At 66.3% G+C, this 26121-nt stretch carries 22 protein-coding genes, 1 tRNA gene and 1 other RNA gene; 7 read left to right on the top strand and 17 right to left on the bottom strand.

Going from position 1 to position 26121, the window contains the following annotated elements:
- Positions 1-6: 6 nt before the first annotated feature.
- The 11 genes from ACLBV5_RS11135 to ACLBV5_RS11085 form a co-directional block, all read right to left on the bottom strand.
- Positions 7-1449 (bottom strand): UDP-N-acetylmuramoyl-tripeptide--D-alanyl-D-alanine ligase, encoded by a 1443-nt coding sequence (locus ACLBV5_RS11135; protein WP_447605722.1) that lies wholly within the window; start codon positions 1447-1449, stop codon positions 7-9.
- Positions 1442-2911, bottom strand: a complete 1470-nt coding sequence (locus tag ACLBV5_RS11130; RefSeq protein ID WP_025977771.1) for a UDP-N-acetylmuramoyl-L-alanyl-D-glutamate--2,6-diaminopimelate ligase — start codon at positions 2909-2911, stop codon at positions 1442-1444. Before ACLBV5_RS11130 ends, ACLBV5_RS11135 begins: the two co-directional genes overlap by 8 nt.
- Positions 2908-4686, bottom strand: a complete 1779-nt coding sequence (locus ACLBV5_RS11125) for a peptidoglycan D,D-transpeptidase FtsI family protein (protein WP_025977772.1) — start codon at positions 4684-4686, stop codon at positions 2908-2910. Before ACLBV5_RS11125 ends, ACLBV5_RS11130 begins: the two co-directional genes overlap by 4 nt.
- Positions 4683-5078, bottom strand: a complete 396-nt coding sequence (ftsL, locus tag ACLBV5_RS11120) for a cell division protein FtsL (protein ID WP_025977773.1) — start codon at positions 5076-5078, stop codon at positions 4683-4685. Before ftsL ends, ACLBV5_RS11125 begins: the two co-directional genes overlap by 4 nt.
- The gene (gene rsmH / locus ACLBV5_RS11115; protein WP_447605721.1) at positions 5075-6049 is read right to left on the bottom strand and encodes a 16S rRNA (cytosine(1402)-N(4))-methyltransferase RsmH; all 975 of its coding nucleotides are present in this window, start codon (positions 6047-6049) and stop codon (positions 5075-5077) included. The genes ftsL and rsmH overlap by 4 nt, the downstream gene beginning before the upstream one ends.
- The gene (locus tag ACLBV5_RS11110; RefSeq protein ID WP_025977775.1) at positions 6046-6534 is read right to left on the bottom strand and encodes a division/cell wall cluster transcriptional repressor MraZ; all 489 of its coding nucleotides are present in this window, start codon (positions 6532-6534) and stop codon (positions 6046-6048) included. Before ACLBV5_RS11110 ends, rsmH begins: the two co-directional genes overlap by 4 nt.
- A 504-nt stretch (positions 6535-7038) precedes the next feature.
- Positions 7039-7417, bottom strand: an RNA gene (gene rnpB / locus ACLBV5_RS11105) — RNase P RNA component class A.
- A gap of 32 nt (positions 7418-7449) precedes the next feature.
- Entirely contained in the window at positions 7450-8211 is a 762-nt protein-coding gene (locus tag ACLBV5_RS11100; protein WP_447605720.1) for an N-acetylmuramoyl-L-alanine amidase, read from the bottom strand.
- Between the two features lie 23 nt (positions 8212-8234).
- Entirely contained in the window at positions 8235-8558 is a 324-nt protein-coding gene (locus ACLBV5_RS11095; protein WP_025977777.1) for a hypothetical protein, read from the bottom strand.
- Positions 8559-8678: 120 nt separating this feature from the next.
- Positions 8679-10478, bottom strand: a complete 1800-nt coding sequence (gene sppA / locus ACLBV5_RS11090; RefSeq protein WP_447605719.1) for a signal peptide peptidase SppA — start codon at positions 10476-10478, stop codon at positions 8679-8681.
- 148 nt (positions 10479-10626) lie between these two features.
- Positions 10627-11385 (bottom strand): SIMPL domain-containing protein, encoded by a 759-nt coding sequence (locus tag ACLBV5_RS11085; protein ID WP_447605718.1) that lies wholly within the window; start codon positions 11383-11385, stop codon positions 10627-10629.
- 190 nt (positions 11386-11575) lie between these two features.
- Here ACLBV5_RS11085 and ACLBV5_RS11080 point away from each other — a divergent pair.
- From ACLBV5_RS11080 to ACLBV5_RS11060, 5 genes are all read left to right on the top strand, one after another.
- Positions 11576-11651, top strand: a tRNA-Ile gene (locus tag ACLBV5_RS11080).
- Between the two features lie 95 nt (positions 11652-11746).
- Entirely contained in the window at positions 11747-13387 is a 1641-nt protein-coding gene (locus ACLBV5_RS11075) for a DUF6538 domain-containing protein (protein ID WP_447605717.1), read from the top strand.
- A gap of 1819 nt (positions 13388-15206) precedes the next feature.
- A complete protein-coding gene (locus tag ACLBV5_RS11070) occupies positions 15207-15767 on the top strand; it encodes a recombinase family protein (protein ID WP_447605716.1) in 561 nt (186 codons plus the stop codon).
- Positions 15768-15844: 77 nt separating this feature from the next.
- Positions 15845-16639, top strand: coding sequence for a trypsin-like peptidase domain-containing protein (locus ACLBV5_RS11065; RefSeq protein ID WP_447605715.1), 795 nt, complete (start codon positions 15845-15847; stop codon positions 16637-16639).
- 51 nt (positions 16640-16690) lie between these two features.
- Positions 16691-17539: an abortive infection family protein gene (locus ACLBV5_RS11060; RefSeq protein WP_447605714.1), complete on the top strand. Its 849-nt coding sequence runs from the start codon at positions 16691-16693 to the stop codon at positions 17537-17539.
- Between the two features lie 293 nt (positions 17540-17832).
- Here the strand turns inward: ACLBV5_RS11060 and ACLBV5_RS11055 are convergent, their stop codons facing one another.
- Entirely contained in the window at positions 17833-19365 is a 1533-nt protein-coding gene (locus ACLBV5_RS11055) for a hypothetical protein (RefSeq protein WP_447605713.1), read from the bottom strand.
- Positions 19366-19643: 278 nt separating this feature from the next.
- Between ACLBV5_RS11055 and ACLBV5_RS11050 the strand changes: the two genes are divergently transcribed.
- On the top strand, positions 19644-20309 hold the full coding sequence (locus ACLBV5_RS11050; RefSeq protein ID WP_447605712.1) for a ribonuclease HII: 666 nt from the start codon (positions 19644-19646) through the stop codon (positions 20307-20309).
- Between the two features lie 4 nt (positions 20310-20313).
- Here ACLBV5_RS11050 and ACLBV5_RS11045 read toward each other — a convergent pair whose 3' ends face one another.
- The 3 genes from ACLBV5_RS11045 to pyk all read right to left on the bottom strand — a co-directional run bounded on the left by ACLBV5_RS11045 (position 20314) and on the right by pyk (position 23139).
- The gene (locus ACLBV5_RS11045) at positions 20314-20559 is read right to left on the bottom strand and encodes a hypothetical protein (protein WP_134581474.1); all 246 of its coding nucleotides are present in this window, start codon (positions 20557-20559) and stop codon (positions 20314-20316) included.
- Positions 20560-20622: 63 nt separating this feature from the next.
- Positions 20623-21663 carry a DNA adenine methylase gene (locus tag ACLBV5_RS11040; protein ID WP_134581475.1) on the bottom strand — a complete coding sequence of 347 codons (1041 nt, stop codon included), beginning with the start codon at positions 21661-21663 and terminating at the stop codon, positions 20623-20625.
- Between the two features lie 9 nt (positions 21664-21672).
- Positions 21673-23139: a pyruvate kinase gene (pyk, locus tag ACLBV5_RS11035; protein ID WP_447605711.1), complete on the bottom strand. Its 1467-nt coding sequence runs from the start codon at positions 23137-23139 to the stop codon at positions 21673-21675.
- A gap of 230 nt (positions 23140-23369) precedes the next feature.
- On the opposite strand from pyk, the gene ACLBV5_RS11030 reads away from it, so the two are divergent.
- Positions 23370-24206, top strand: a complete 837-nt coding sequence (locus ACLBV5_RS11030; RefSeq protein WP_313633459.1) for a CatB-related O-acetyltransferase — start codon at positions 23370-23372, stop codon at positions 24204-24206.
- Here ACLBV5_RS11030 and ACLBV5_RS11025 read toward each other — a convergent pair.
- Together ACLBV5_RS11025 and ACLBV5_RS11020 are read right to left on the bottom strand one after the other, a co-directional pair.
- Entirely contained in the window at positions 24173-25873 is a 1701-nt protein-coding gene (locus ACLBV5_RS11025) for an alkaline phosphatase family protein (protein ID WP_447605710.1), read from the bottom strand. The two genes, ACLBV5_RS11030 and ACLBV5_RS11025, sit on opposite strands and share 34 nt — an antisense overlap.
- A 105-nt stretch (positions 25874-25978) precedes the next feature.
- Positions 25979-26110: a putative transporter small subunit gene (locus ACLBV5_RS11020; protein WP_025977786.1), complete on the bottom strand. Its 132-nt coding sequence runs from the start codon at positions 26108-26110 to the stop codon at positions 25979-25981.
- Positions 26111-26121 lie beyond the last annotated feature (11 nt).

Raw genomic sequence — 26121 nt, 5'->3', positions numbered from 1 at the left:
GTGACCCTATCGCGTCGCGCGCGGCGCGCCGCTGCTTGAGGGGTTGTTGCCTTGTTCGGTCACGCCGAGATTTGCAAGCGCGGCCGCGACCAGCGAGGCCTTTGATCCGTTCGAGCCCTTGACCATGACGACGTCGCCCGGCCGGACCAGGCTGGCGGCCTCGGCGGCCAGCTCGGCGGCGGTCTCGCGCCACTTCCCGCGCAGCGACGGCGGCAGCGCCTCATGCAGCAGGCGCATCTGCGGCCCGGCCGTATGCACCAGGTCCAGCCCAGCCGCAGCGATGGCAGGGGCCAGGCCTTCGTGCAGGGCGCGGCTGTGCTCGCCCAGCTCCAGCATGTCGCTCAGCACGACGACACGGCGCCCGCCCGGCCCAACCGGCTTGGCGCCCAGGCTGGCGAAGCCCGCCTTCATCGACAGCGAATTGGCGTTGTAGCTCTCGTCGATCAGGGTGAAGGCGCCGCCCGGGATGGCGACCGTCTTCATCTGCCCCCTGCCCGCCAGCGGCCGGAAGCCCGCCAGCGCCTGCAAGGCCGTCTCCAGCGACACGTCCAGCGCCTGCAGCATCAGGATGACGCACAGGCTGTTCAGGCCCCAGTGCACGCCCGATTGCGCGAGGCGATATTCGATGCGCCGTCCATCCAGCTCGGCCGTGACGGTCGCGCCCTCGCTGTCGGCGACGAAGTCCAGCAGGCGCACGTCGCAGCCAGGCGCATGGCCGAAGCTCCGCACGACGGCCCCGGCCTTTTCCGCGCCCTGACGCACGATGTCGGCGTGGGCGTCGGCGGCGTTGACCACGGCGATGCCGCCCGGCGCCAGCCCGTCGAAGATGGCGGCCTTTTCGCGCGCCACGCCCGCCTCGCCGTCAGCGAAGGCTTCGATATGCACCGGCCCGACCGTGGTGACGCAGGCGGCGTGCGGGCGCACGAAGGCCGACAGCGGCCCGATCTCGCCCGGATGGTTCATGCCGATCTCGAACACGGCGCGATCCGTGCCCTGCGGCATCCGCGCCAGCGTCAGCGGCACGCCGATGTGGTTGTTGTAGCTCTTGATCGAGGCGTGGCTGGACCCCGCCAGATCAAGGCCCGCCTTGATCGCCTGGGTCACGCTGGTCTTGCCGACGCTGCCGGTGACGGCCCCGCGCAGGCGGGCGCGATCGCGCGCGGCGACGCCCATCGCCTCCAGTCCCTTCAGGGTGTCGGGGACCAGCACATAGGCCCCGCCGTCGACCGGCCGGTCGACCAGAGCCACGCTGGCGCCCGCCGCAAAAGCGGCCTCGGCGAACTCATGCCCGTCGCGCGCGCCGTGCAGGGCCAGGAACAGGTCGCCCGGCTGAATCTCGCGGCTGTTGTAGGTCAGGCCCGAGACAGGAACATCGGGTCCGTGAAGTTGGCCGCCGGTCGCCGAGGCGATCGCTTCGGCGGTCCAGAGCGGCGTGTGAGCGTCAGGCATGATCTTTCAGGGCTTCGGTCGCTTCGGCGGCGTCGTCGAAGGGGTGCACGACCCCGCCGACGATCTGACCCTGTTCATGCCCTTTTCCGGCGATCACGACCACATCTCCTTCACGCATCAGGGATATGGCGTGGCGGATGGCCTCGCGGCGGTCGCCGACTTCCAGCGCGTCCGGGCAGCCCGCACGCACCTGAGCGCGGATGGCGGCGGGGTCTTCCGAGCGCGGATTGTCGTCGGTGACGATGGCCACGTCGGCCAGACGCCCGGCGATCTCGCCCATCAGCGGACGCTTGGCCCGATCCCTGTCGCCGCCCGCGCCGAAGACGACGATGAGGCGGCCCGTCGCGTGCGGGCGCAGGGCGTTCAGCACCGTCTCCAGCCCGTCGGGCGTGTGGGCGTAGTCGACATAGACCTCGCCCCCGCGCGCGCCGCCCGGGATGCGTTGCAGGCGGCCCTGCGCGCCCTGAATCAGCTCCAGCGCCGGGATCACCTGGTCGGGATCTTCGCCGCCCGCGATGCACAGGCCCGCCGCCACCAGGGCGTTGGACGCCTGAAACGCGCCCGCGAGAGGCAGCAGAATGTCATGCACCCGGCCGCGCGCATCGAGGGTCAGGCGCTGGCCCTCCGGCGTCGCCCGGCGCGCCAGCAGGGTCAGGTCGCGCCCGCGCTCGCCCACGCCCATCACGCCCAGACCGGCCATGATCGAGGCCGAGGCGAAGGCCGAGTAGGCGTCGGAATCCGCATTCAGAACCGCCGTACGTCCGCGCGGCAGCAGGGCCTCGAACAGGCGCAGCTTGGCGGCGCGGTACTCGTCCATCGTGCCGTGATAGTCGAGGTGGTCCTGGGTCAGATTGGTGAAGCCCGCGGCCTTGATCGCCACCCCGTCCAGGCGCCGCTGGTCGATGCCGTGGGACGAGGCTTCGAGCGCCAGGTGCGTCACCTCCTTGCGGGCCAACTCGGCCAGCAGACGCGCGGCCTCGGCGGCGTCTGGGCTGGTCAGGCCGGGGCCGGTCAGGGCGTAGGTCTTGTCGCCCTTCTGGCCGACGACGCCCAGGGTGCCCATGCTGGCCGACTTCAGGCCCAGGCCGGCCCAGATCTGGCGGCAGAAGTTGGCGACCGAGGTCTTGCCGTTGGTGCCGGTGATCGCGACGCAGGTGCGCGGCTGGGCGCCGTAGAAGGCGCGCGCGGCGATAGCGTAGGCCCGGTGCACGTCGCCCGATCCGACCAGGACCGGCGCCGCGCCCGCAGGCGTGTCCGACGGCGCCAGCACTGCGGCGGCGCCTTTCGCCAAGGCTTGCGGAATGAAGGCGCGGCCGTCGGCCTGCGTCCCCGGCAAGGCGACGAACAGGGCGCCGGGCACGACCTGACGGCTGTCGGCGGTGACGGCGGTGATCTCCGGGTCGGAAGCCACATCGCGGCGCAGCAGTTCGGAGAGACGCAAGTGGGCGCTGGGAAGGCTCATCGGCCGTCGCCCTCCACGTCCTGGAACTCGGGGATCTTTTCGCCCAGCGCGGTGGACCAGCGGTCGGCCTTGCGCTCGACGCCCAGGAAGCCGGCGATCCGGTTGGCGATGCGGCCGACGGCGGGCGCGGCGACGTAGCCGCCGGTGCGCGGATAGACGCCCGGCTCATCCATCAGGACGAAGACGGTGTAGCGCTTGGCGTCGACCGGGCCGTCGGCGGGGAAGACCCCGGCGAAGGAGCCGACGGCCACCGCCGGATTATAGCGGCCGTTGACCAGCTTATTGGCCGAACCCGTCTTGCCGCCCATGCGCAGGCCCGGCGCATCGGCGAACCGGCCCGAACCGCGCGTGACGTTGCGGCGCATCAGGTCCAGCATGGTCGCCGAGGTCTCGGGCGAGACGACCTGATGCGTCTGGGCGTTCGGACGGCCGCCCTTGCGCAGGGTCGGGGCCACATAGCGCCCGCCGTTGCTCAGCGCGCCATAGGCCGCCACATACTGGATCGGCGTGACCATGACGCCATAGCCGAAGGACAGCGACGCCAGGGTGCTGTCGTCCCACTTGCGCACCTTGGGCGGGGCGGCCGACTCCTTCAACTCGATCGGCGCGGCGTCCAGCAGGCCCAGACGGCGGAAATAGTCGCGCATCACATCGCCGCCCATCTCGACCGCCAGTCGCGAAGTGCCGATGTTGGACGAATGCAGATAGACCTCTTCCAGCGTCAGCACCTTGTTGGTGGCGTGGAAGTCGGTGATGCGGCGCTTGCCGATCTGCAGCGCCTGAGAGGCGTCGAACAGGGTGTTCATGTCGGCCCGGCCAGTGTCGATCCCGGCGGCGACGGTGAAGCTCTTGAACACCGAACCCATCTCATAGTGGGCCGAGACGACGCGGTTCAGCGTGGCCTCTTCCGGCGCGGCGTTGCGGCGATTGGCGTCATAGGTCGGCCACGAGGCCATCGCCAGAATCTCGCCTGTCTGCACGTCGGCGACGACGGCGACGGCGCCCTTGACCTTGTGCTCCTCGGCGGCGATCGCCAGCTCGTTCTCGACCACGCCCTGGACCCGCAGGTCGATCGACAGGGGGAAGTCCTCGCCCGCGACGCCCGCCGCGCGGATTTCCTGGTTGAAGGCCAGTTCGGCGCCCGCGACGCCCTCGCCGCCCGTATCCGAACGACCGATCAGATGCACGGCCGAGCTGCCCAGCGGATAGACGCGGCGGTCTTCGGGCTCGAACGTCACTCCGCCCAGCGCCAGCGCATGGACCGCGCGGCGCTCCGACGGCGTCAGGCCGGTCAGCACGATCAGGCGGCGCTCGCCGCTCATCACCTTGTCCAGGCGCTTGGCCGGGATGCGCGGCAGGGCGCGGCGCAGCTGCGCCTTGGCGGCCGGAATGTCCCACACCTCGCGCGGGTCGATATAGAGGCCGTAGTGGGTGATGTTGGTCGCCAGCAGCTGGCCGTTGCGATCCACCAGATCGGCGCGCGTCAGGGCGCCGGGATGAAAGCCCGCCCCCGTCCCTCGCGCCGGCGCCAGCAACGCAGCGTGCGCCGCGCCCAGGGCAAGGCAGGCGAAGACGGCGCAAAAGGCCGCCATGATCAGGAAGATGCGGACGCGGGTGTCTTCTTCGGGCCGGGCGTCGGCGCGGGCGCGCTCGAACGAGTGCTCCAGGTTCCACACCAGGGAGGCGACCCAACGCCCCCAGGCCGACACCGCGCCGCCGAAGGTCGCCTGCGGACGGCCGCGATAGCCCATGCCGTGATGGTCATGCACGCTCATTGCACGACCTCCGCAGCGGCGGCGGGCGCGGCAGGCGCCTGCTCGGCGGGCTTCTCAGCCGGCGGCGGCGCGATTTCGGGCAGGGTCGCCTCGCCCGCCTGCTTCTTCACATCGACCGGGCCCAGTCCGATCTCGCGCGACAGGGCTTCCAGCCGCGCGGGCTGCTCCAGGCGCGTGACTTCGGCGCGCAGCAGGCGGACCCGCTGGCGGTTTTCACGGATGTCGCGCTCGATGCGGCTGATCTCGGCGCTTTCGCGGGCGGCGGCCGCCTTGGCGATATAGACGGAGAACACCAGGGCCAGGACACAGGCCACGCCGATGATCTCGACGCAGCGCACGCCGCGCACCTTCCACTCGAACAGACGCTGGACCGGGGCGGGCACGGCGATCATGCGCCCCTCCCCTTCATCGAGCCCCAGGTCGGCGCGTCCGTGCGGACAGCGGCGCGGATCTTGGCCGAGCGGGCGCGGGGGTTGGCGGCCAGTTCGGCCTCGCCCGCCTCGCGCGCGCCCTTGAACAGCAGGTCGAAGCTGGGCTTGCGCGTCTCCACCGCGACCGGCGCATGGCGCGAGCCGCCCGGCGCATTGCCGGTGCGCTCGGTCAGGAAGGCCTTGACGATACGGTCTTCCAACGAATGGAAGGTGACGACAACCAGCCGCCCGCCCGGCGCCAGCGTCGCCTCGGCCGCCTCCAGCCCGCGCTCCAGCTCGCCCAGCTCATCGTTGACGGCGATGCGCAGGGCCTGAAACACGCGCGTCGCCGGATGGATGGCGGCGCCGCGACGCCCGCCCAGAGCCTTTTCCACCACCTCGGCCAGATCCAGCGTGCGGGTGAACGGCTGCTCGACCCGGCGGCGCAGGATGGCGGTGGCGACCCGGCCCGACTGACGCTCGTCGCCGTACAGCTTGAAGATATGGGCCAGCGGCCCGTGATCCCAGGTGTTGACGATGTCGGCGGCGGTTTCGCCCCCATGGTCGGAATTGGCGGACATCCGCATATCCAGCGGCCCGTCGCGCATGAAGGAGAAGCCGCGCTCGGCCTGATCCAGCTGCATGGACGAGACGCCGATGTCGAAGACCGCGCCGTCCAGCTTGGCTTTGCCGCTTTCCTCGAACGCCTCGGCCAGGCCCGAGAAGGGGGTGCGGATCAGTTGGAAGCGATCCGGGAAGTCGCGCGCCACGGCCTCGGCGAAAGGCTGCACCGTCGGGTCGCGATCCAGCGCCACGACTTCGGCGCCGCGCTCCAGGATGGCGCGGGTGTAGCCGCCGGCTCCGAAGGTGGCGTCGATGATGACATCGCCCGGCTTGGGATCGAGCGCCTCGATCACCTCGGCCAGCAGGACGGGGGCGTGGGGAGAGGTCATGCCGCCCCTCCCGCCTTGGCGGCCATCACCTGACCTTGGGCTTGGCGACGCATCTCGCCGAACTGCTTAAGGCCCTCGCGCGCCATGCGGCGCTGCTCGGCGCGGTGAGCGGCCCACTTGTCCTTGTTCCAGATCTGGAAGCGCTCGCCGACGCCATAGATGACGACCGTATCGGACAGATCGACCTCGGCGCACAGATGTTCGGGCAGGGTGATACGGCCGCCCGAGTCATAGGCCAGCGGCTTCTGCTCGCCGAAGATCGAGGCCTCCAGAGCCGAACGGTAGGGATCGCCGAAGGGCAGGCTTTCGATCACCGCGCGATATTCGGCGAACAGCTTGTCGCCGCCCGCTTCCAGACAGTCGGCTTCGATGGAGGGAAAGCAGAAGACGCCGTGTTCAGCGCCGTTCTCGGCCGTGCGGAATTCCTGAGGGATCAGGAGACGGCGCTTGCCGTCCAGCTGCTTCTCGTAGGTCGAGAGAAACACGCCCTGCCCTATCGAACCCTGCGGCTCGTCCCTGAAGTCCGTTGATGAAAGCCCACGCGTCGGGCGTTCGGCCCCTACTCATGAGCGATTGGGATAGCATGGGACACAATGGGTCTCAATGGGATTAGTTGACACCCTTTAACCTAATTTGCGGTTCGCCGGGCCTCGCAAAGACTGTAAAATCAGAACATACATGGAACAAAGTGAGTATTCACAGCCTGTGGACGGGTTCTAAGGCCTTAATTTCAACGGAATAGTTAATGGCAAAGCCGATGCCGCCGACCCGCGCTCGTCTCCACACCGTCATCCTCGGGCTTGACCCGAGGATTGAGCGGCCCGCGCGTTCCCGCCCTCCGACGACGCGCAGACGGACGGCCGGATCCTCGGGTCAAGCCCGAGGATGACGGCGTCAAAAAGAGCGACTGCCCTCCAGCAGCGCGAACGCGCGGTAGGGCGAATATCAGCCCTCAGGCAGGCCGAACGGCCGTTAGGGCCTCTAAAGAAAACGCCAGACGGCCTGTAAGCCGGGTTCTGTTCCGCTCGAAAGCGGCGACGATCATTCCTCTGGGCCGGCCATTGCTGGACGGCTCTCGCGACCTACCCGGACATCTGGGGCGGTGAACCCTGCAGAGCGAACCCCGCGCGATGTCCCTATTTGGTCTTGCTCCAGGCGGGGCTTGCCATGCCGTCGACGTTGCCGCCGACGCGGTGGGCTCTTACCCCACCCTTTCACCCTTCCCTGAGCCGAAGCCCAGGCGGTTTGCTTTCTGTGGCGCTGTCCCTCGGGTCGCCCCGGGCGGGCGTTACCCGCCGCCTTTTCACCGTGGAGCCCGGACTTTCCTCGACAGGAGCAAGCCCCCGCCGCGACCGCCCGGCCGTCTGGCGAGCGCTAGATGCGCGCGATACGGCGCCGCGTCAATCCAGAACGCCCGTCACGCTCTCAACCGAGGCCAGTTGCAGCAGGCCGACCAGGCGCGCGCGCGTCTCGCCGTCGGCGATGCCATCGACGCGATCGGGCCGCCAGCGGCGCTGGAAGGCCTCGACAGTCCGGCGGGTTTCCTCGTCATAGGCGCCGCCGGGTTGCAGGCCGTAGCCCAGCCGGTGCAGGCCAGAGCGCAGGACGATGACGCCCAGCCCCTCGTCGCCCGGCGACAGCGGCCCGCCCAGGGCGGCGATGCGTTCGGGCGCCGGGTCGAACCACAGGCCGTGCCCGGCCTCGGCCAGACGCTTCCACGGGAACAGCTCGCCGGGATCCTGCTTGCGCTCGGGCGCCATGTCGGAGTGGCCGATGATGCGGGCGTCGGGGATGGACCAGCGGGTGCGGATGTCGCCGATCAACGCGATCACCGCCTCGATCTGCGGCGCGGGGAACAGGCGATAGCCGAACTCATGGCCAGGATTGACGATTTCGATGCCGATCGAGGCGGCGTTGACGTCGGTCTCGCCCTGCCAGGCGCCGCGTCCGGCGTGCCAGGCGCGGCGCTCTTCCGGCACCAGGCGCAGGACCGAGCCGTCCTCGTCGACGACGTAGTGGGCCGAGACCTTGGCCTCGGGATCGCGCAGGCGGGCCACGGCCTCCTCGGCCGTCGGCATGCCGGTATAGTGCAGCACCAGCATGTCCGGCGGGCCGCGTCGGGCGTCGAAGTTCGGGGACGGCGCGTCGGTGAAGGATATCATGGCCGGGAGATCATGCGGGCCGATCAGCGCCCTTCCTTTTCCCAGCCGTACGTCACCCAGGTGTCGCCGACCTTTTTGGCGTCGATCACGCCCTCATCCCGACGACGACGGGCGGTCATGGCGCGTCGTGCGCGCAGGGCGAAACCCGCGACGAAGACCAGAACTCCGCCTACCACGGCGATCAGAGCCACGGCGGCGGCGGTGAACACCGCCAACAGCGCGCCCACGGCGACAGCCAGGGCGGTGGCGATCAGACCCGCCGCCCAAAAGAAGGGCGCCAGCAGGCCGGAACCCGGCCGACGGCGCGCATTGAAACCCAGCGGGCCCATCGGGTCGGAGTTGATCATGAACTCAAAACCTCTCTCAGCGTCCGGATGAACGCCTGAAGCGCAATGTCGGACCATCGACCTGAACGGTCAATGGACTGCGACATCACGCACCAGTCACTTTTGCGGTTCCGGCCCGGCTCAGAAGGCGGGCTGATCGGCCAAAACCACGGCGCCGCGGCTGCGCATCCGGTCGACTTCGACCCGGTTCAGAACGGCCTGGGCGGCGGGATCGCCCATCACCTGGCCGACCTTGACCATGGCCTCGGCGGCCTGGCCCGAGGCGCCGAAGGCGGTGGCGAGCGCCTCCCACGGCGACTGCGGTTGCGGGAAGCGCTTGAAGCGGACGTTCTCGTCAGCCGGGATCTTGGCCAGTTCGCGGGCCTTAGCCACAGCCTCGTTCAGACCGCCCAGTTGATCGACCAGACCCAGGCCCTGCGCCTGGGCGCCGGTCCAGACACGGCCCTTGGCGATCTCGCGCACGCGCTCGACCGGCAGCTTGCGGCCCTTGGCCACGCGGGCGACGAACTCTTCGTAGATGCGGTCCATCGAGGCGGCGAAGGCCGCGCGCTGGCCCTGATCGAAGGTCTGCGTCGGCGAGAAGGCGTCTGCGTAGTCGCCGCCGACCGACAGACCGCGCATGTCGACGCCGAAGCGGCCCAGGGCGTCGGCCAGCACGAACTTGCCGCCGAAGACGCCGATCGAGCCGGTCAGGGTCGAGGGCTGGGCCACGATCCAGTCGGCTTCCGAGCTGATCCAGTAGCCGCCCGACGCGGCGTAGGCGCCCATGGACACCACGACCGGCTTGCCCGCCGCCTTGGCCGCGCGCACGGCGGCCAGCACCTGTTCCGAAGCTTCAGGCGAGCCGCCCGGCGAGGACACGCGGAAGACGATGGCCTTTACGTCCTTGTCCTCGATTGCGTCATAGATGGCCTTGGCGGTGTCGTCCGAACGAATGTTGGAGCCGCCGCCGAACGGCGAATCGTTGGAGCCGCGACCGGTCATGATGGCGCCCTCGCCGCCTACGATGGCGATGGCCGACTTGGCCGAGCCCGAGCCCGACGTCGTACGCGTCCCCTTCAGCGAGGCGTAATCGCCGAATTTGACGATCTTGGCGTCCTTGCCCGCCTTGGTCTTGGCCGCGGCTTCGGCCTCTTCGACCTGACCGATCTTGTCGACCAGCTTCAGCGACAGGGCCTGATCGGCGGTGTAAGGGCCGGCCTCGATGACGGCCTTCAGGGCGTCTGGCGTCGTCTTGCGGTCACGGGCGATGTTGGCGATGGCGTTGTCGTGGATGGAGCCCATCCAGGCCAGCATGGCTTCGCGGTGCGGCGCAGTGAAGTCGCTCTGGGTGAACTCGTTGACGGCGTTCTTGTATTCGTAGCGCTGCTCGAAGTCGGCCTTGACGCCGTACTTCTGGAAGGCGCGGCCCAGGAAGACGCTGTCCGCCGCCAAACCGACGGCCTGGAAGCCCGCCGTGTTCTGCAGCCACAGCTGATCGGCGCTGGCGGCGACCATATAGCTGGACATCACCGCGCCCACCGGCATGAAGCCCTGGCTGTGGGCGATGACGGTCTTGCCCGCGGCGCGGAAGCGGGCGATCGCCTGGCGCACCTCATCGGCCGAGGCGGGCGTCATGCCGGCTTCGGGCGCGCGCACCAGCAGGACCTTGACGTTGTCGTCGGCCGCCGCCTGGGCCAGGACGTCCACGACCTGAACCACCGACATGCTGGGGCCGCTGAAGGCCGCGAAGGGGTTGGTCGGCGTCTGATCCGTCAGCCCGCTGCGCAGGTCGATCTCCAACACCGTATGGGCGGGCGTCGAAGGCTTGGAGGCGCCGGCCGCCATGGCGAAGAAGATCAGCGCCACGACGGGCAGGACGACGAAAAAGGCCACAAGCCCGGCGAAGACGCCCAGCATGGTGAGGAAGAACTGCTTCATGGGAAGGCGGACGTCCAGGATCGCGGCCAGAAGCGGCCAAGCGTGAGGATAGAGGCCGCGTCCGCTCCGTCAAATGAATGGACGGTAATAAACCCATGAAAAGGGCTCGCCGTCGCCAGCGAGCCCTCATCATTTCATTCGGACGGGATCAGCGGCCGATGTCGTAGGCGCCGCTGATGTCGATGCGGACCGACAGCTCGCCAGCCGAGACCGGGGTCGAGGCGCCGGCGTCCATCGAGGCGGCGCGGGCGTACATGGCCTGAGGGCGCACTTCCGGCACGTAGCCGCCGCCCTCGGTCAGGGAGCGCACCTGCCCCAGCTGCACGCCCATGGCGTCGGCGTACAGGCGCGCCTTGTCCTGGAGCGCGCGCACGGCCAGCACGCGGGCCTGATCCTCGGCGGCCTTGGGATCCTTCAGGCCGAAGCTGATGCCGTCGATCTGATTGACCCCGGCCGTGACCACGGCGTCGGCGGTCGCGCCGACCTTGGTCAGGTCGTTGATGGTCACGGTGACGCGGTTCGAAGCCTGATAGCCGCGCAGCTTGGGCGGCTCGTTCTGCTGATAGTCGTACTGCGCCGACAGGTTCAGGCCCGAGGTCTGGATGTCGCGCTCGGCGATCCCGGCGCGGCGCAGGGCGGCGATGACGCGCGTCATCTGCTGGGCGTTCTGGGCCATGGCCTCCTGGGCCGTCGCGGCCTCGGTCACCACGCCGAAGTTGATCGTCGCCTGATCCGGCGCGACCTTGACCTCGCCGTAGGCCGACAGGTTCAGGGCGGGTTGTTGCGCCATCGCGTGCACCTGGATCGGAGAAACGCCGCCGGGCTGGGATTGAGCAGATGCGACGGCCGGCGCCGCCAAAGTCATCAGGGCCGTGCCCATCATCAGGGCGCGTGCGGTGCGGGTCATGGGGAGGTCTCCGTCGAAATCGTTCGGGCGGGCGCATTCGCCAGCCACGGCCTAACTTGACCGTTTCAAGCTGAACGAACGCGGAAGACCCCCGTGCAGGTTCCATTCATCGGCGTGAAAAGCGCGACAGGTCCAAGGCGGCTTTGCAGCCGACGCGTCCCCTGCTAGGCACGGCCTTCCATGCGCTCGGGGGCCCGTAGCTCAATGGTTAGAGCCGACCGCTCATAACGGTCTGGTTGGGGGTTCGAGTCCCTCCGGGCCTACCACACTCCCCCGGAACCCCCGGCGGCGCTGGATTTCCCGCTCTCACTGGCTTTCACGCCCTTGAACTGTGCCACACGACTGTGACACACGAGCCGGAATGGAAGCCGTGGTCGGATGCAACTACCTCTACCGCCGGGGAGGAACCTACTGGTTCAGGCGGCGCGTCCCCGATGATGTTCAGGAGCCCCTTGGAACGCCCCAGTGGCGTGAGAGCCTCCGTACCAAGGACTTCGAGACCGCCAAACGGGCAGCACGGCGGAAAGGTGTCGAGACTGATGGACTGATTGCCACGGCGAGGGCTCGTTTGGCGGGCAAGGCATCCCCGCCGCTTGATCCCGCGAGGGCGGCAGCGATGGCGGACGCGTGGCTTGCTGAAGTCCTGGACAGTGAGCAGGACACGCGGATCGCGGTGGGCGTCGCATCCACCCGCACATGGCTGTTTGAGGACGCCGCAAATTACCGGCGCGACCTCGCCTCAATGAACCTCGCTGGTGCGGCCGACGCGGTAGACATGGCTCTTGCAGATGCCGCCCTGTGGTACCCCGAGGGCGATCCGAGCCGCCGCCTCCTCGGCATCGAGATGCTTAAAGCGCGGGTCCGCCTCATTGATCTGCTGGAGCGGCGGTTAGAGGGCGAGGTGGTGGACGTGGCCGCTCCGACTTTGGCAGCCCCTACAACACCACCGACGAGCGGCATTACGGTCGGCAAACTCATCGCAGCATTCAATGCCGAGCGCGTTGCACGACACGGCGAGGAGTCCACGAGCCGGAAGTACTCCCACATCTTCTCGGCCTTAGAGGAGGTGCTGGGGCCGGACAAACCAGTCCGCTCTGTCACCCGCGCCGACATCAGAGAGGTCCGTAGCCTACTCCAGCGGGTGCCGAAGTTTGCTACCCGCCGCTACCCCGGACTGACCCTGACCGAGGCCGCAGACAAAGCAGAGGAGGACGAAGGGGAACGCATCGCCCCCACCACCGTGAACACATACCTCCAGAACCTCGCTGCCGTGTTCAACTGGGCCGTGACCGAGGAGTACCTCGACCGCAGCCCGGCCCAAGGCATGAAGCTGTCGGCCGACGCGAGGGTCAAGCGACGCGGCTTCACGCCCGAGGAACTGGACATTCTTTTCAAAGCCACAGCCCCGATGGCGGCCGGTGAACACCCGTGGCGCTTCTGGATACCTGCGCTTGCCCTTTACAGCGGCGCGCGGGCGAACGAACTGGCAGGCCTCAGAAAAGCTGACCTCGTCGTAGTCGATGGCATTCAGTGCATGCGCTTCTCCAAGTTCGACGAGAAGGGGCAACTCATTGAGGGGCGTAAGCTGAAGACGCAGGCGAGCGAGCGCACAGTCCCGATCCACCGCGTCGTCTTGGACGCTGGGCTGATGAGTTACGTAGCGACCATTCCGAACGAGACAGACCGCCTCTTTCCATCCCTGCGGCCCGCCGCTCACGGGTCGTTCTCCCACAACCTGTCTCGGTGGTTCAGTAAGTTCCGCCACGACCTGGGCCTCTCGGACCCTGCAACCGTGTTCCATAGCTTCCGGCACGGTTTCCTCGACGCCGCTCGAGACGCAGCCATCCCTGAAGAACTCGCCCATGCCCTTGGCGGCTGGACTACAGGGGGCGTGGCGACCCAGTACGGCAACAAGCGACGAGTGGCATTGCTCACCCGCGAACTTGCCAAGGTGTCTCACGCGCCGTTCTCACTCCCGAAAATCGAGAACGGCCGTAAATGACTCAGGGAAGCCCGTAGAACGGCATCGAGAGCTTTCCGCACCCTCGCCAAGGAAAACGCCCCCGGAGTCACTCAGCGACTCTCCCAGGCCCTTCCAGGGCCATGCAGGACGCACATCAGGCGAAAGTCGGAAGACGAGATGAACGGAGGGAGAGGTGTTCATCCCCGTCGGTCATTCCCCCTTGGTCTAGAGGGATCGCCATTAAGTCGTGGTATAGGGAGACGGAGGACCCAGCCTTTAGGATATCCTCAGGAAGACCTAGGGATATACCTAGAGTTATATACGACGGGGATAACTATAGATAACTCCAGGGTAACCCTAATGTATATCCTTAGGTTATTACGTAGAAACCAACCTCGACGCTTCAACCCCCGCGTCGAAATTTTTGGGCTTAGAAATCCGGAGAACCATATCGTGGGGTCGTCGCCTCCACCTCCCCCGCCGGGGTGGCGTCGCGACCTGAACTTGGATGCGCGTCAGGAGGGGCGCCGACAGTCGGACGCCGACTTCCACTCTTTCCGTCGGTGGTTTGCGACGAAGGCCGAGCAGGCAGGTCAGCCGCCGCACACCATTTCGGCTGTCCTCGGCCACGAGGAAGGACGCGGCGGCATGACGCTGGGCGTTTATTCAGCAGGGCCGTCACTAGAGCAGCGTCGTGCGGTCGTGGAGGCCGTACGCCTTCCTCCTGGGTGCCGTCTCTGACGAGACAGGGCAGGAACAGGCGCATGCCCCAGATGGCTCTCAGGAGTCCTCTGAGGCCTAGCGTCAAGGCTCCTGCACCCCAACGGCCCGTCAGGGCCTGGGGCCGCTCAGCGCTCATCCTAGAGCCTTCCGCGAGTTGCGCCGGTCGTCACACTCCACAGTTGCAGCTCAGATAAGTGCAACCGAGGATTTTCCCTTGGTCTAGGGGGCCTGGAAGGCCCAGCCCTGAGGATAGCCTAAGGTATGCTTAGGATTCCTGTAGTGTGCGAGAGTTCATCCCTCGCCGAGGAAAGGCCGGAGTCTCAAAGAGGCCCAGCGCCTTGGTCAATTAAGTCCTGGTCTAGGGGGCCTGGAAGGCCCAGTCCTCAGGATATCCTAAAGATAGCCTCAGGAGAGGCCTAGGATTCATCCTCGCCGAGGAGACTTCTGAGACCAATGCCTCAAAGGATAACCCCGCCGGGGAGCAGCCCTTATCGACCTAAGAGCGATGCCTTCTGCCTCAATAATCCGAAGCCCCATATGTTCAGGCGTCCGCGCCCACTTACCCCCATAGGGTGGGCACCGTTGGCCTCCAACAGCAAACTCTGCCTGACGGAGCGTGGTGCCATCGACGTGTGCCGTACCCTTGCCCTCCCGACCTCGGACGGTGGGGGGAAGTGTCTCCGGCGGCTGGACGCGACGGAGCGCCGGACTATGGACCTGCCTACCCCCGCACGGATCGGGGGTAAGGCGAGGCCTACTTCATCTCCGAGTCTGCGACGGCGAGCCGTGGTTCGTCTCCTCTGACGTCTGCCGGGCTTTGGACCTCAATCGAACAAGGGAGGCAGGGGCAGACTGTGCGGCGGCACGGCTCGAGGATAAGTGTCCCGGATTCGGCGGCCCATGAAAATGCCCCCGTGTAAGCATGGCCGTTTCGTCTCGGTGGGCCGTGCTCTCGGACGAATGTGAGACTGTCCGAGAAGGTATACCCATGGCGGACGAGCGCAAACTGTCCGAAGGGGGTTGACCTGACAATTATCGGACGGTAGTTCCGGCTTCATCTTAGACCTTTTCGGACGCCTGCCATGCCTGCCCCGACTAACGCACCCGTCTCTCTCCGCGTCGGGGAGGCCTTCTGATGGCCGTCATCGGTTACGCCCGCGTGTCGTCCGTGGGGCAGTCCTTAGAGGTGCAGGAGGTCGCCCTGGCCGAGGCGGGCTGTGAGAAGGTCTTCGCCGAGAAGCGGTCGGGGACCACGCAGGAGGGCCGGGAGGAGCTTCGGCGAGCGCTGGAGTACGTCAGGGAGGGGGACACGTTCGTCGTCACCCGCATCGACCGTCTGGCCCGTTCCGTTACGGACCTGAGCGAGGTCGTCGCCGCCCTGACAGAGAAGGGCGTCAGCTTCCGCGCCCTTCAGCAGGGGGAGTTCGACACCACCGCCGCGACGGGCCGTCTGTTCCTGACCATGTTGGGAGCCTTCGCTGAGTTTGAGACGAACCTCCGGCGAGAGCGCCAGATGGAAGGGATCGCTAAGGCCAAAGCCGAGGGGCGGTATAAGGGGCGACCGAAAAGCGTGGACACGGCCACCATCCGCCGACTCCATGCGGAGGGAGAAAAGCCTGCGCATATCGCCAAGCGCCTGGGGGTGGCCCGTTCGACCGTCTACGAGGCCCTGAAAGGCAGCCTAGGCGTTTCCTGACGCGCCTCTGGGCTCCCCTGCTTTTTCCGCTGGTTCTTCGGGGTGCCCCAGCCGCAGAACCGCGATACGCTCCGAGCATGAGTCCGCAAATCCCTATCGTCACCGTAGACCCCTGGTCGTTCACTACCACTCCCGTGGAGATGCTGAGGGACGACCTGAAGCTGGCCGTCGGGACCGCTTCGTTCTGGCGTGGTGCCCATGGGAGCCTCACCCTTATCACCTGCTGGCACAACGTTACGGGCACTCATCCAGAAACCGGGCAGTCCCTCTCGGCGCACGGCGGGAGACCTAACCGGCTCCGATTTTATTTCCCGGAACAGGGCTTGGCTGGACGGCGGCACACCGCCGAAGTCAATCTATACGACGACAGTGGGGTCCCCATCTGGCGCGTACATCCCAAACACCGTCAGAGGGTCGATGTAGTCGCCATTCCCATCGGGGGGGCCCCGCCCCCGCAACAGTACCTAAACGACCTGCCCGAGGTCCAACTCAAGCGTCTCGTGGGGTCGGACGTTTTCATCCTTGGGCACCCCGAGGGTATCTCGCGGCAGCATATGCCGATCTGGAAACGCGGGTCGCTGGCGCTCGATCCTGACCTACTGAACGACGAGCATTACCTCCACACACTGATCCATAGCGCGACCCGAAGCGGGATGTCTGGTTCGCCCGTGATCCAGCGACAATACGGCACGATTCTCACCGACGATTTCCCTGGTGCCAGCATCCACACGGGAGCAACCCGCTTCTTCGGAGTCTACTCGGGCAGAGCCTCCACGAAGGACGAGTTTGGTGCACACCTGGGCATTGTTTGGCCCGAGGATCAGGTCCGCGCCGTACTAGAGCGGGGCGTTCGGGATAACTTTTCCGCCTAAGATCAGCAAGTTCCTCCCGCCTGCCCCGACCACCGCTTCAACGAGTTCGAAATGCCAGCCCAGCGCATCCCCCCCTCCGTCATCGGCGCTGCCGCCCCCATCCTCGCCGAGGCCTACACCCACGCGCAACTTGACTCACTTTTCATGATGGCCGGATTTCCAGGCGATCCGCCTGAAGGCAGCAAAGTGATGAAGTGCCAAGCGTGGCTGCGGTTAGCCAACCGGGACTGTGACGATGCCCTCGACATATTCGGTCGCCTTGTGGCCGAGTTCATGGATACCGAGCCTGCGACGAGAGGGACTTTTTGGTCGCCCCCAGCTGAGCCCGGCGAGGACCGCAGGGCACCGCTGAGGGATGCTTTCGAGCGTGAGGGCCTCTCTTATCAACGAGGCGGCTACCTCATCGGCGGCGCGCTTAGAGGGCCGTCCAAGTCCCTAGCTGAACGCCTCACCAAAGATGGGAGCCGCGCCCTCGAAACCGAGTACCAGCGCGCCTACTCACAGGTGGAGAGCGATCCGCCCGCCGCCGTAACGGCGGCCTGCGCGATCCTTGAGACTGTCTGCAAGACCTATTTGGAAAGTGAGGGACACCCACTGCCGAGCAAGCAGGTCCTTGGCTCACTATGGAGCGAAACTTCAAACCACCTTGGGCTCAGCCCGAAGGATGTGGCTGACTTAGATCTCAAACGCATCCTGTCTGGCCTATCGAGCATTGCGGACGGCGTGGCCGCGCTCCGCACTCACAAGGGCTCAGCGCATGGGCATGCCGACATTTCGGTCGAGGGGAAGACCTACAGGCTCGCCCCCCGCCATGCTCGGCTAGCGGTCCATGCCGCCCACACCATGGCGCTTTTCGTGCTGGAGACTTGGGAGGCCCGGCGAAAGCCCACGGGCAGTTAAGTGGCTGAGGGTCGCTACCGTGGGCGTCTGTCCACCGCCCCAGTCGAAGAAGTCCGGCAGCTGTCGAGAGAAGGCCTGAACCCCTCACAAATCCAGCAGCGCCTCGGGATAGGCCGAGGCAGCGTCTACCGGGCCTTGGAAGGAACCGAAGAACCGCCAGTGGTTTCCTGACGCCCCTGTGGTCCCCCTGCTTTTTTTGATCTAGGGATAGCCATCAAGGCTCCGCTGCCTCGGCGGTGACTTTTGGCTATGAGTGGCGGCGGCAATGCTCGGCGCGCGCCGCCACCTTCAGTTCAGAGCTTCAAATCTTTCACGTACTGCATCGCCTTATCGAGTACGTATTTTTTCATATGCGCGCTAGTCAACGTATTTTGAGCTTTATCAATCTCGCCGTCGATTTCTCTCCCGGTAGTTCTCCAGGTAGGCTCGAGGCAAATATAAGAACCGTTCTTAAGATCAATCTGAATGTCGGGCTGAAGCTGACTACCAGGTAGAGATTTCTTCTCAGTCACCACCTCAAGTTCTGGAGCGTCGTCCTTAAGACATAACGCAATAAGCCCACCAAGAGATTTATTTAGAGGCTTATCATTGTTCTTCGCGCCCCTCTGGATGCGTCGATATTCCTCCTCGGTTTCCTGCTCTACGGCCCTATATCCCGCAAACGGCGGGACATTCTCCTTACCGGCGACAGTAAGGATTGCTTTGTATAGTCGCGTCGCCCGCATTGTTTTTTTGGCGGCCTCGAGGTTAACCGAGGGCGATTTCAGCGCGTCTTTCAACGTCTTGTCGCCGCAGGCACGCACAGCCGCCAAGGCCGCATTGGGCGGCAAGGAGAACAGGCGAAGATCGACAGCACGCAAAAGGTTCGCGAGTTGCCCTCGGCGCGCGCGCCAATCCTCGACATACAACGAGCTGTTGGAAGGAGCGTCGATAAACTCACCAACTAAATCAACATCGATACGGCTTCGAGTTCCCTGAGTTAGCTCAGTCGCCGTAGCCTGAACCGCAGAAACACTATCTCCAGGTAGAACAACCCACAAATAAGGCACGACTCTCTGCCTTAAAACGCTCCACGTCTGTCCTCGAATAGCTTCAGCCGCCTCATTCACGCTTCCGTAGAACATCGCGATGGTTTCACTGCCTGCAATCATCTCGACAGCATCTTCCTCGGCAACGCCGAAGGCCTCCAAGCTGTCCCCCGTCAGGGTGCGACAAGTGGTATCAGCAAGACGGTAGTAGTCCGCTCTTGGCACGCCGGAAAACTGAAAAAGACCCTTGGTGGACTTATCGACTACGGAGTCACTTCCGGTAATCCACGCCTCCTCCGCAATCTTCCTTGCATTAACCTCTCTGGTCACCGGCCAAAGCACCAATACTTGACCTGCTGGCTCTCGGAAAACTTCCAGCAATTCAGCCATCATCGGCTCAACGTTCTCGAGATCGGCCGCGACGGGATTGTCCCGCTTTTCCACCAGGATAATCCGGCTCTGGTCATCACCCGGCACATGGGTACGCCGAATGAATGCGGGAAGCTCAAGAAGGGGCAGATCTTTCGGAAACGGCACAACTCGGATGCTGTCGAAAAACTTGGGGAGTGAGTTAACGAAGGTTGTTTTTCCCGAGCCCGAAGCCCCAAGGAAGACCTCAAACAAGCCGCCACCTGAGCGAATGCGCGCCAAAAGCGCATCCACCCGCTTAGCGGCCTCCTCAACGCGCTCCACCACCGAGAGAGCATCAAGGCCAGCCGCGTCGGCCTTTTGTTGCAGAAATTCCCATCGTTTAGGAAGATCAAGGCTCGGAAGGGGATTGGAGGCGGCGATATTCATGAAGACCTACAATGGCGTTAGGTAAGAGGCGCTAGCGGCTGGAAGATCGGTGGTCAACATAGCGTCGCTCCTTACCAACCACACGGCCTTGCCTGTGACACCCGGACTGTGACACACAGCATTGTCGAAGGCCGCTAAAGCCTAGGAAATCCGGGCCCTAAGGGCTCCCTAAAGGCTCTCCCTCCGGGCCTACCATGCGCCGTGAGGCGCCGCCGCGACCTGCCCTCCTCTGTCTTGCAGGCCTTCCGTCCGGCGGGGCTTCGTGGCACTGGGGCGTGATGACGCCGCCTAAAGCCCCTGCCTCGAAAGCTCCCTGCAAGCCTGATCGCGCCTTCCCCACCCTGCTGCTGGAGCTGGAGGCCCGGGCGACGTGGAACGGCCATATCTGCGGGATCGACGAGGCGGGTCGGGGACCGTGGGCCGGGCCGGTGTCGGCGGCGGCGGTGATCCTGAACCCGGACGACCTGCCCAAGGGGATCGATGATTCCAAGGCCCTGACCGAAAAGCGCCGCGCGGTGCTGGAGATCGACATCAAGACCCGCGCCCTGGCATGGGGCGTCGGCTTCGCCTCGGTCGAGGAGATCGACCAGCTGAACATCCTTCACGCCACGGGCCTGGCCATGCGCCGCGCGGTCGAGGCCCTGGCCCATCCGCCGGTGCACGCCCTGGTGGACGGCAACTACCGCTTTCCCCTGCCCTGCGCCGTGACGCCCGTGGTCAGGGGCGACAGCCGCTCCCTTTCGATCGCGGCGGCCTCCATCCTGGCCAAGACGGCCCGGGATCGGCTGATGATCGAGATGGATGCGACCTATCCCGGCTACGGCTTCGCCAGCCACAAGGGCTATAACGCCCCCCTCCATCAGAAGGCGCTGCAGGCGCTCGGCCCCTGCCCGGAGCATCGGCGCACCTGGGCGCCGATCAGGGCTTTGCTGGAAGCCGCCTGACGGTTCAGACCGACAGGACGCCGCCTAGCATCATCCCCATGATGCCCGCTACGAGGGCGCCCAGCAGGAAGATGGTCCATCCGTCCAGCCCGCGCCCCACGCTGTCGCGGTGCGCGGGGCGCTTGACGCTGGCGGAAGTCGTATCGATCGCCAGCCTCCGCCCGAACCGGGAGGCCCCGGCCTGATCGCCCGCCGCGCGGCGCGCGGCGTCGAAATCACTATGGGAACGGGGAGAAGCAAACGAACGCATGTCAGCAAAACGACAGGCCGCCAGCTTCGTTCCTTCGGTCTTCGCCCTAGCGCGTCCGTCAGGTTAGGCGGCCACCGGCAGGACCACGGGCCGATCGGTGACGACGAACAGGTGTTCGACGTTGCGCAGGCGCCCCACCGCACCGACCTTCTCGCCCTTCAGATTGTGGATGCCGATCCGGGCGCCGACGTAGCGGGGATAGGGGATATCGAGCACCTGGACGTGACCGCGCGACGCCAGCATGGCCACCAGATCCTCGCGGCTCAGATAGCCCTCGTCGTTGAAGCTGACGATCAGGTTCGGGGCCTTCAGCCCTTCGATCACCGCCTGCATGGCCGGGCCGATGCCGGGCCGGCTGTTGAAGGCGCTCTTGCGCGTCTTCACGTCGATCCGTTTGCGCGCCACGCCATAGGTCTCAGGCTTGTCCCACAGCACCAGGCTTTCCCAGCAGTGGTAGTTGGCCAGATAGGAGTGCTGATTGTACGGCGGGTCCAGATAGACCAGATCGGCCTCGACCTCGGTCGCGATCTCCACGGCGTCGCCACGCGTCGCCACGCACGGCCCCGAAGCCACGCCGGGCAGCAGGTCGGGCAGGCGCAGCTCCAGCGGTTTCAGCGCGCGCGGCGCCCACTGCTTCATATAGGCCATCTGCAGGCCCGCCGTGGAATCCACGCGGTCGGCCGCCTCCATCAGGGCGACCAGGACGACGGCCTTCAGCTCCGGCTCCAGCCCCATCGTTTCGATGCGTTCGCGCATGGCGTCGATACGGGCGCCGTTGTCGGGGTGGAAGAAGCGGGCCTCTTCGCAGAAGGTGCGGGTGAACCAGCCGGCCTCTGGCTGCACGGTGCGCAGTTCGGCCAGCACGGCCTCGGCGCGCTCGGCCCAGACTTCGCGGTCCGCCTGCACATAGGTCGTGGCCAGGACGTGGGCATAGGCGTTGTGATCGTTCGACCAGACGCGGAAGCCGTCGCGCTTCAGCCGGTGACCGACGCGCGCCGTGCCGGAGAATAGGTCGCAGACCATGCCTCCATCAGGCAAGGCCGCCCGCACCGCTCCCGCCACATGGCCCAGAAGCGCCCGCTTTGAGCCGATGTATTTGATCATCCCGTCCCGTCAGGTTCCGCGGGCGCGCCTCGCCCCTTGTCCGCCGCGAGGCGCAGCATGGGCCGGAGCATGGGCCAGACGCAACAGATTCGCCGCGCCCGGCGCGCCAAACGGCGTTCCCGCCAGGATGAGGATGCGCTGGCCCGGCTCGGCGAGGCCGTAAAGCATGGCCGCCTGGACCGCATCGTCGGTCAGACCCTCCAGCGAGGTCGGCTGATCGCCAAGACGCGGCTCCAGCCCCCAGACGAGGGCCAGCCGGCGCGCCGTCTCCGGCTTGGGCGTCAGGGCCAGCACCGGCTGCAGCGGCCGTTCGCGCGACATGCGCCGGGCCGTGCCGCCCAGGGTGGTGAACACCACCATGCAGGCCGTCGAAGAGGCCTCGGCCGCCTTCCTCGCCGCCGCGACAAGGGCGTCGACATCATCGATGTCCATCCCGGCGTGTTCGGCGTCCATCAGGCCAGGCCACAGGGGGTCCCGCTCCACCCGTTCCATGATGCGGTTCATGATGGCCACCGCTTCCAGCGGATAGTCGCCGGCCGCCGTCTCGGCCGACAGCATCAGGGCGTCTGCGCCCTCATAGACGGCGTTGGCCACGTCGGACGCCTCGGCCCGCGTCGGGGCGGGCGAACTGGTCATGGATTCCAGCATCTGAGTGGCGACGATGGCGGGCACCCCGCGCTGGCGGGCGGCGCGCAGGATCTTCTTCTGGGCGACCGGCACCTCTTCCGGCTCCATCTCGACGCCCAGATCGCCGCGCGCGACCATGACGCCGTCGCAATAGTCGAGGATGCTATCCAGATCGTTCAGGGCCTGGGGCTTTTCGATCTTGGCCAGACAGGCGGCCTGACCGTTCACGATGCTTTTCAGCTCGGCCATGTCCTCGGCCTTCTGCACGAAGCTGAGGGCCACCCAGTCAACGCCGAGACGAAGCGCAAAGGCCAGGTCCTCGCGGTCCTTGGGCGTCAGGGCCGAGACCGGCACCACCGCCTCGGGCACGGCGACCCCCTTGCGGTCCGACAGTTTGGAGCCGCTCTCGACCGTGACGTCGCACCATTCGTCGGTGCGCTCGCCCACGCGCAGGCGCACCCGGCCGTCGTCAATCAGCAGCAGCATGCCCGTGCGCAGGGCGCGGAAAATCTCCGGATGCGGCATCTGCACACGGGTCTCGTCGCCCAGAGCCGGGTCCAGGTCGAAACGCATCTTGTGGCCGGGCTTCACGTCGATCTCGACATCGGCGAAGCGGCCCAGCCGCAGCTTGGGGCCTTGCAGGTCGGCCAGCACGCCCAGGGGCCGCTTCAGCGCCATCTCGGCGCCGCGCACGGCCTTGAAGGCGGCGGCGTGATCGTCGTGCGAGCCGTGGCTGAAGTTCAGGCGAAAGACATCCACCCCGGCCTGGGCCAGCGCCTTGACGGTTCCCGACGCGCGGCTGGCGGGTCCGAGTGTCGCGACGATGCGGGCGCGGCGGGCTCTTTGCATGAACGGGTTTCCTCGTATGGCTCTGACGGCCGACGCCTCCCCTCAGAGGCGTTTCTCAAGCCCTTGTGCCAAGGAAACGGCAGGGGCGTAAGAGCGCCTCAAGGCGCGGAAACACGAGTTTATGAGCGCCAGATCCGCCAGCTCTGATTGTCTTCAGATGAGTTATTGGGTGGCGAACCGTTCACGGTACTGTAGTCCTGCACGCTCACAGACCCAGTTTAAAGAGTACCATGCGCGTCACCCGTGAAGGCCTTGACCACCTCTACAATGCAGGCGTGATGCTGTGTCAGAATACGCCGCCTCCATCAAAAACCTATGGTTGGGCGCGAGTGGATACCGATATCCGCGTCATGAGAACCTTTGAGATAGAGGGACCATGCGTACTCTATAAAGGCCCTTACACGCCCTCGATCGGCGGCGACGCGTCGTCCGGCCTGTGCGCCATGGGCATGCACAGCTACTCCTATTCGGCGCTTCACGAAGCCATGCGGATAGGACGCTATTGTTCGATATCGACAGGCTTGGCCATATTGGACTCCACCCATCCGATAGACTGGGTGACGACCTCCATCATCGCTTTTCGGCCTCATAACGACATCGTTCGGGGGCACGTGGATGAGAACGTCGTAGAAGCGTTCAAATTTTCCCCGATCGGCGTGAAGCCCTATCCGGTCATCGAGCATGATGTCTGGGTCGGACGCGACGTGACCCTGAGCATGGGCGTCACGCTCGGGACAGGCTGCATCGTCGCCGCCGGAAGCGTAGTAACCAAGGACGTGCCGCCCTACGCCATCGTCGGCGGCAATCCCGCGACAATCATCGGCTGGCGCCATCGCCCTGACGCGATCCGCCGGCTGCTCAACAGCCAATGGTGGCTCTACAGCGCTCGCGACCTGACCCGTCTCCCTCTAGATCAGCCGGACCGTTTTTTAGACATGCTGGCGCAAGCGGTTGAGAGCGGAAAAATCCGCCCTCATACGCCGCTCGCCGTGCGCGTCAGCCCAGAAGGGATCACTCCTGTCACCTCCGCGACCTATTCCGCCGCGCACCGGCCCTTGGCGAACTGAGGCAGGTCCATGCAGCGGCCGTCGATCGGAGCGCCCGGTTCGATCCCGATGAGATTGGCCAGGGTCGGGGCGATGTCGATGGTGCGCATCGGCAGGAAGCGCTCCTGGCCTTGCGCGCCCGGCCACCAGAAGACGATGGGCACGCGGCGGTCGTAGTCCCAGGGCGAACCGTGGCTGGAGATGGCGCCGCCGACGCGGCCCTGGCCGGTCAGGCCCGGCTGCCAGGCGCGCAGGATGTCGGGCGAACGGCCCGCTACGGCCGACAGACGCAGGCGCTCGCGCACGCTGAGGTCTTCGGGATTGAGCGAGGCCGGCGCAGGCTCAGCCAGAAGTTCGTCCCGCGACACGGCCAGGGCCACCTGCGGCTCGGCGTTCAGCAGTTCGACAGCGGCCGCCAGCACCTGCGAGCGCAGCGGCTCGGCCAGCGACCTGCGGTCCTTGTCGACGATGACGAAGCCGCCGGCCGAGGACACGACCGGATCGGCGTCGAGACCGAAACGGGCCTTCAGCGCCGCATTGACGCGCGGTTGCAGGGCGCGGTCGACCCGGCCCGCGTGGGGATAGCCCTCGACCGCCGACCGCTCGGGGAAGTCCGAACCGCCGTGGTCAGCCGTCAACGCCACGATCACTCCGCCGGGGATGGTGGACAGCCGGTCGAGGAAGCCGCCCAGGGCCGCGTCCAGACGCAGCATCTGCTCGCACATTTCAGGGCCCTGAGTGCCGAAGCCGTGGCCGATCCGGTCGGTGGCCGACAGGCTGACGCCCAGCATGTCGGTGACGCCGCGACGGCCCAGTTGCTGCGTCTCCAGCAGCTCGATGGCGCCTTCCAGCGTCAGCTCGTCCAGCACCGGCGAGTTGTCGAAGCGGTCGTTCACCGGCGGCAGTTTGGAGTCGAAGGTCTGGCCCGCGATGGTCCATTGCCCTTCCAGACGACGGCAGGCCTCGTTGGTATAGGTCCAGCTGGGCGTGGCGGGGCTGAACCGCTCGGCCATGCGGGCGTTGATCGCCGCCACCGGCGCCAGACGCGCCTGCGCCGACTGACCCGGCTCGACATAGGTGGTGAAGCCGAAGCCGTCGGTCAGCCAGAAGGCGCCGTCGCCCTTGTGACCGGCCAGGGTGATGGCGCCGCGATCCTTGCCTGACACGCCATAGACGCGGCTCTCAGGGCTGACCGCCTTGAGCCAGTCGCCCAGGGTCGAGGCGCTGAGCTGCTCCGGGCCGACCGGGCCGTTGTCGGTGTTCTTGCCGTGAGCCAGGGTGTTCTGCGGCGCGGCGAGGCAGTAGGTGTCCTGCCCTGTCCGGGTGTCGATCCAGTCGTTGGCCGGAATGCCGCTGTGGGTCGGGTGCACCCCCGTCAGGACGGTGGAGTGACCGGCGCAGGTCACGGTCACGCCGTGGGTCTGATAGCCGTTGATCGAAACCAGGCCCTGATCGGCCAGGGTCTTGAGCCCGCCGGTGAACTGGCTGCGATACTGGTTGAACAGATTGGCGCTGAGCTGGTCCACCACGATGGTGACGATCAGCGAGGGCGAGGCCCGCTCGCCTGCGGGGATCGCTGTCGCGGCCGCCTTCGGGGACGCCGCCTCGGCCGCCTGTGCAACTCCGCTCATGGCGGCAAGCCCGAGAGTCAGCCCCAGGGCGGAGGCGAGAAGGCGGCTGCGGATCATCAGGAACTCCAGGCGAAGCAGAATGTCTTCCAACCCCTAGCCGTCTGCAATGACGGGTCCAAGACAGTCAGGGCATGAAAAAGGGGGCCGCAGCCCCCTTCGACATCAGATCATCGGCTCGCCGCGCCGGTGCGCGTCCAGCCACTCCTTGAAGAAGGCGCGGGCGATGAAAGCCAGCACGCCCGCGACGATGACGGGCCACATCAGGACATAGGTCGTCAGCCAGAAAGGGGTCATTGCGATCTCCT

This window comes from Brevundimonas sp. M1A4_2e (assembly GCF_053345555.1).
The sequence above is the reverse complement of the archived record's forward strand: the minus strand, read 5'-3'. Positions and strand labels throughout refer to the sequence as shown.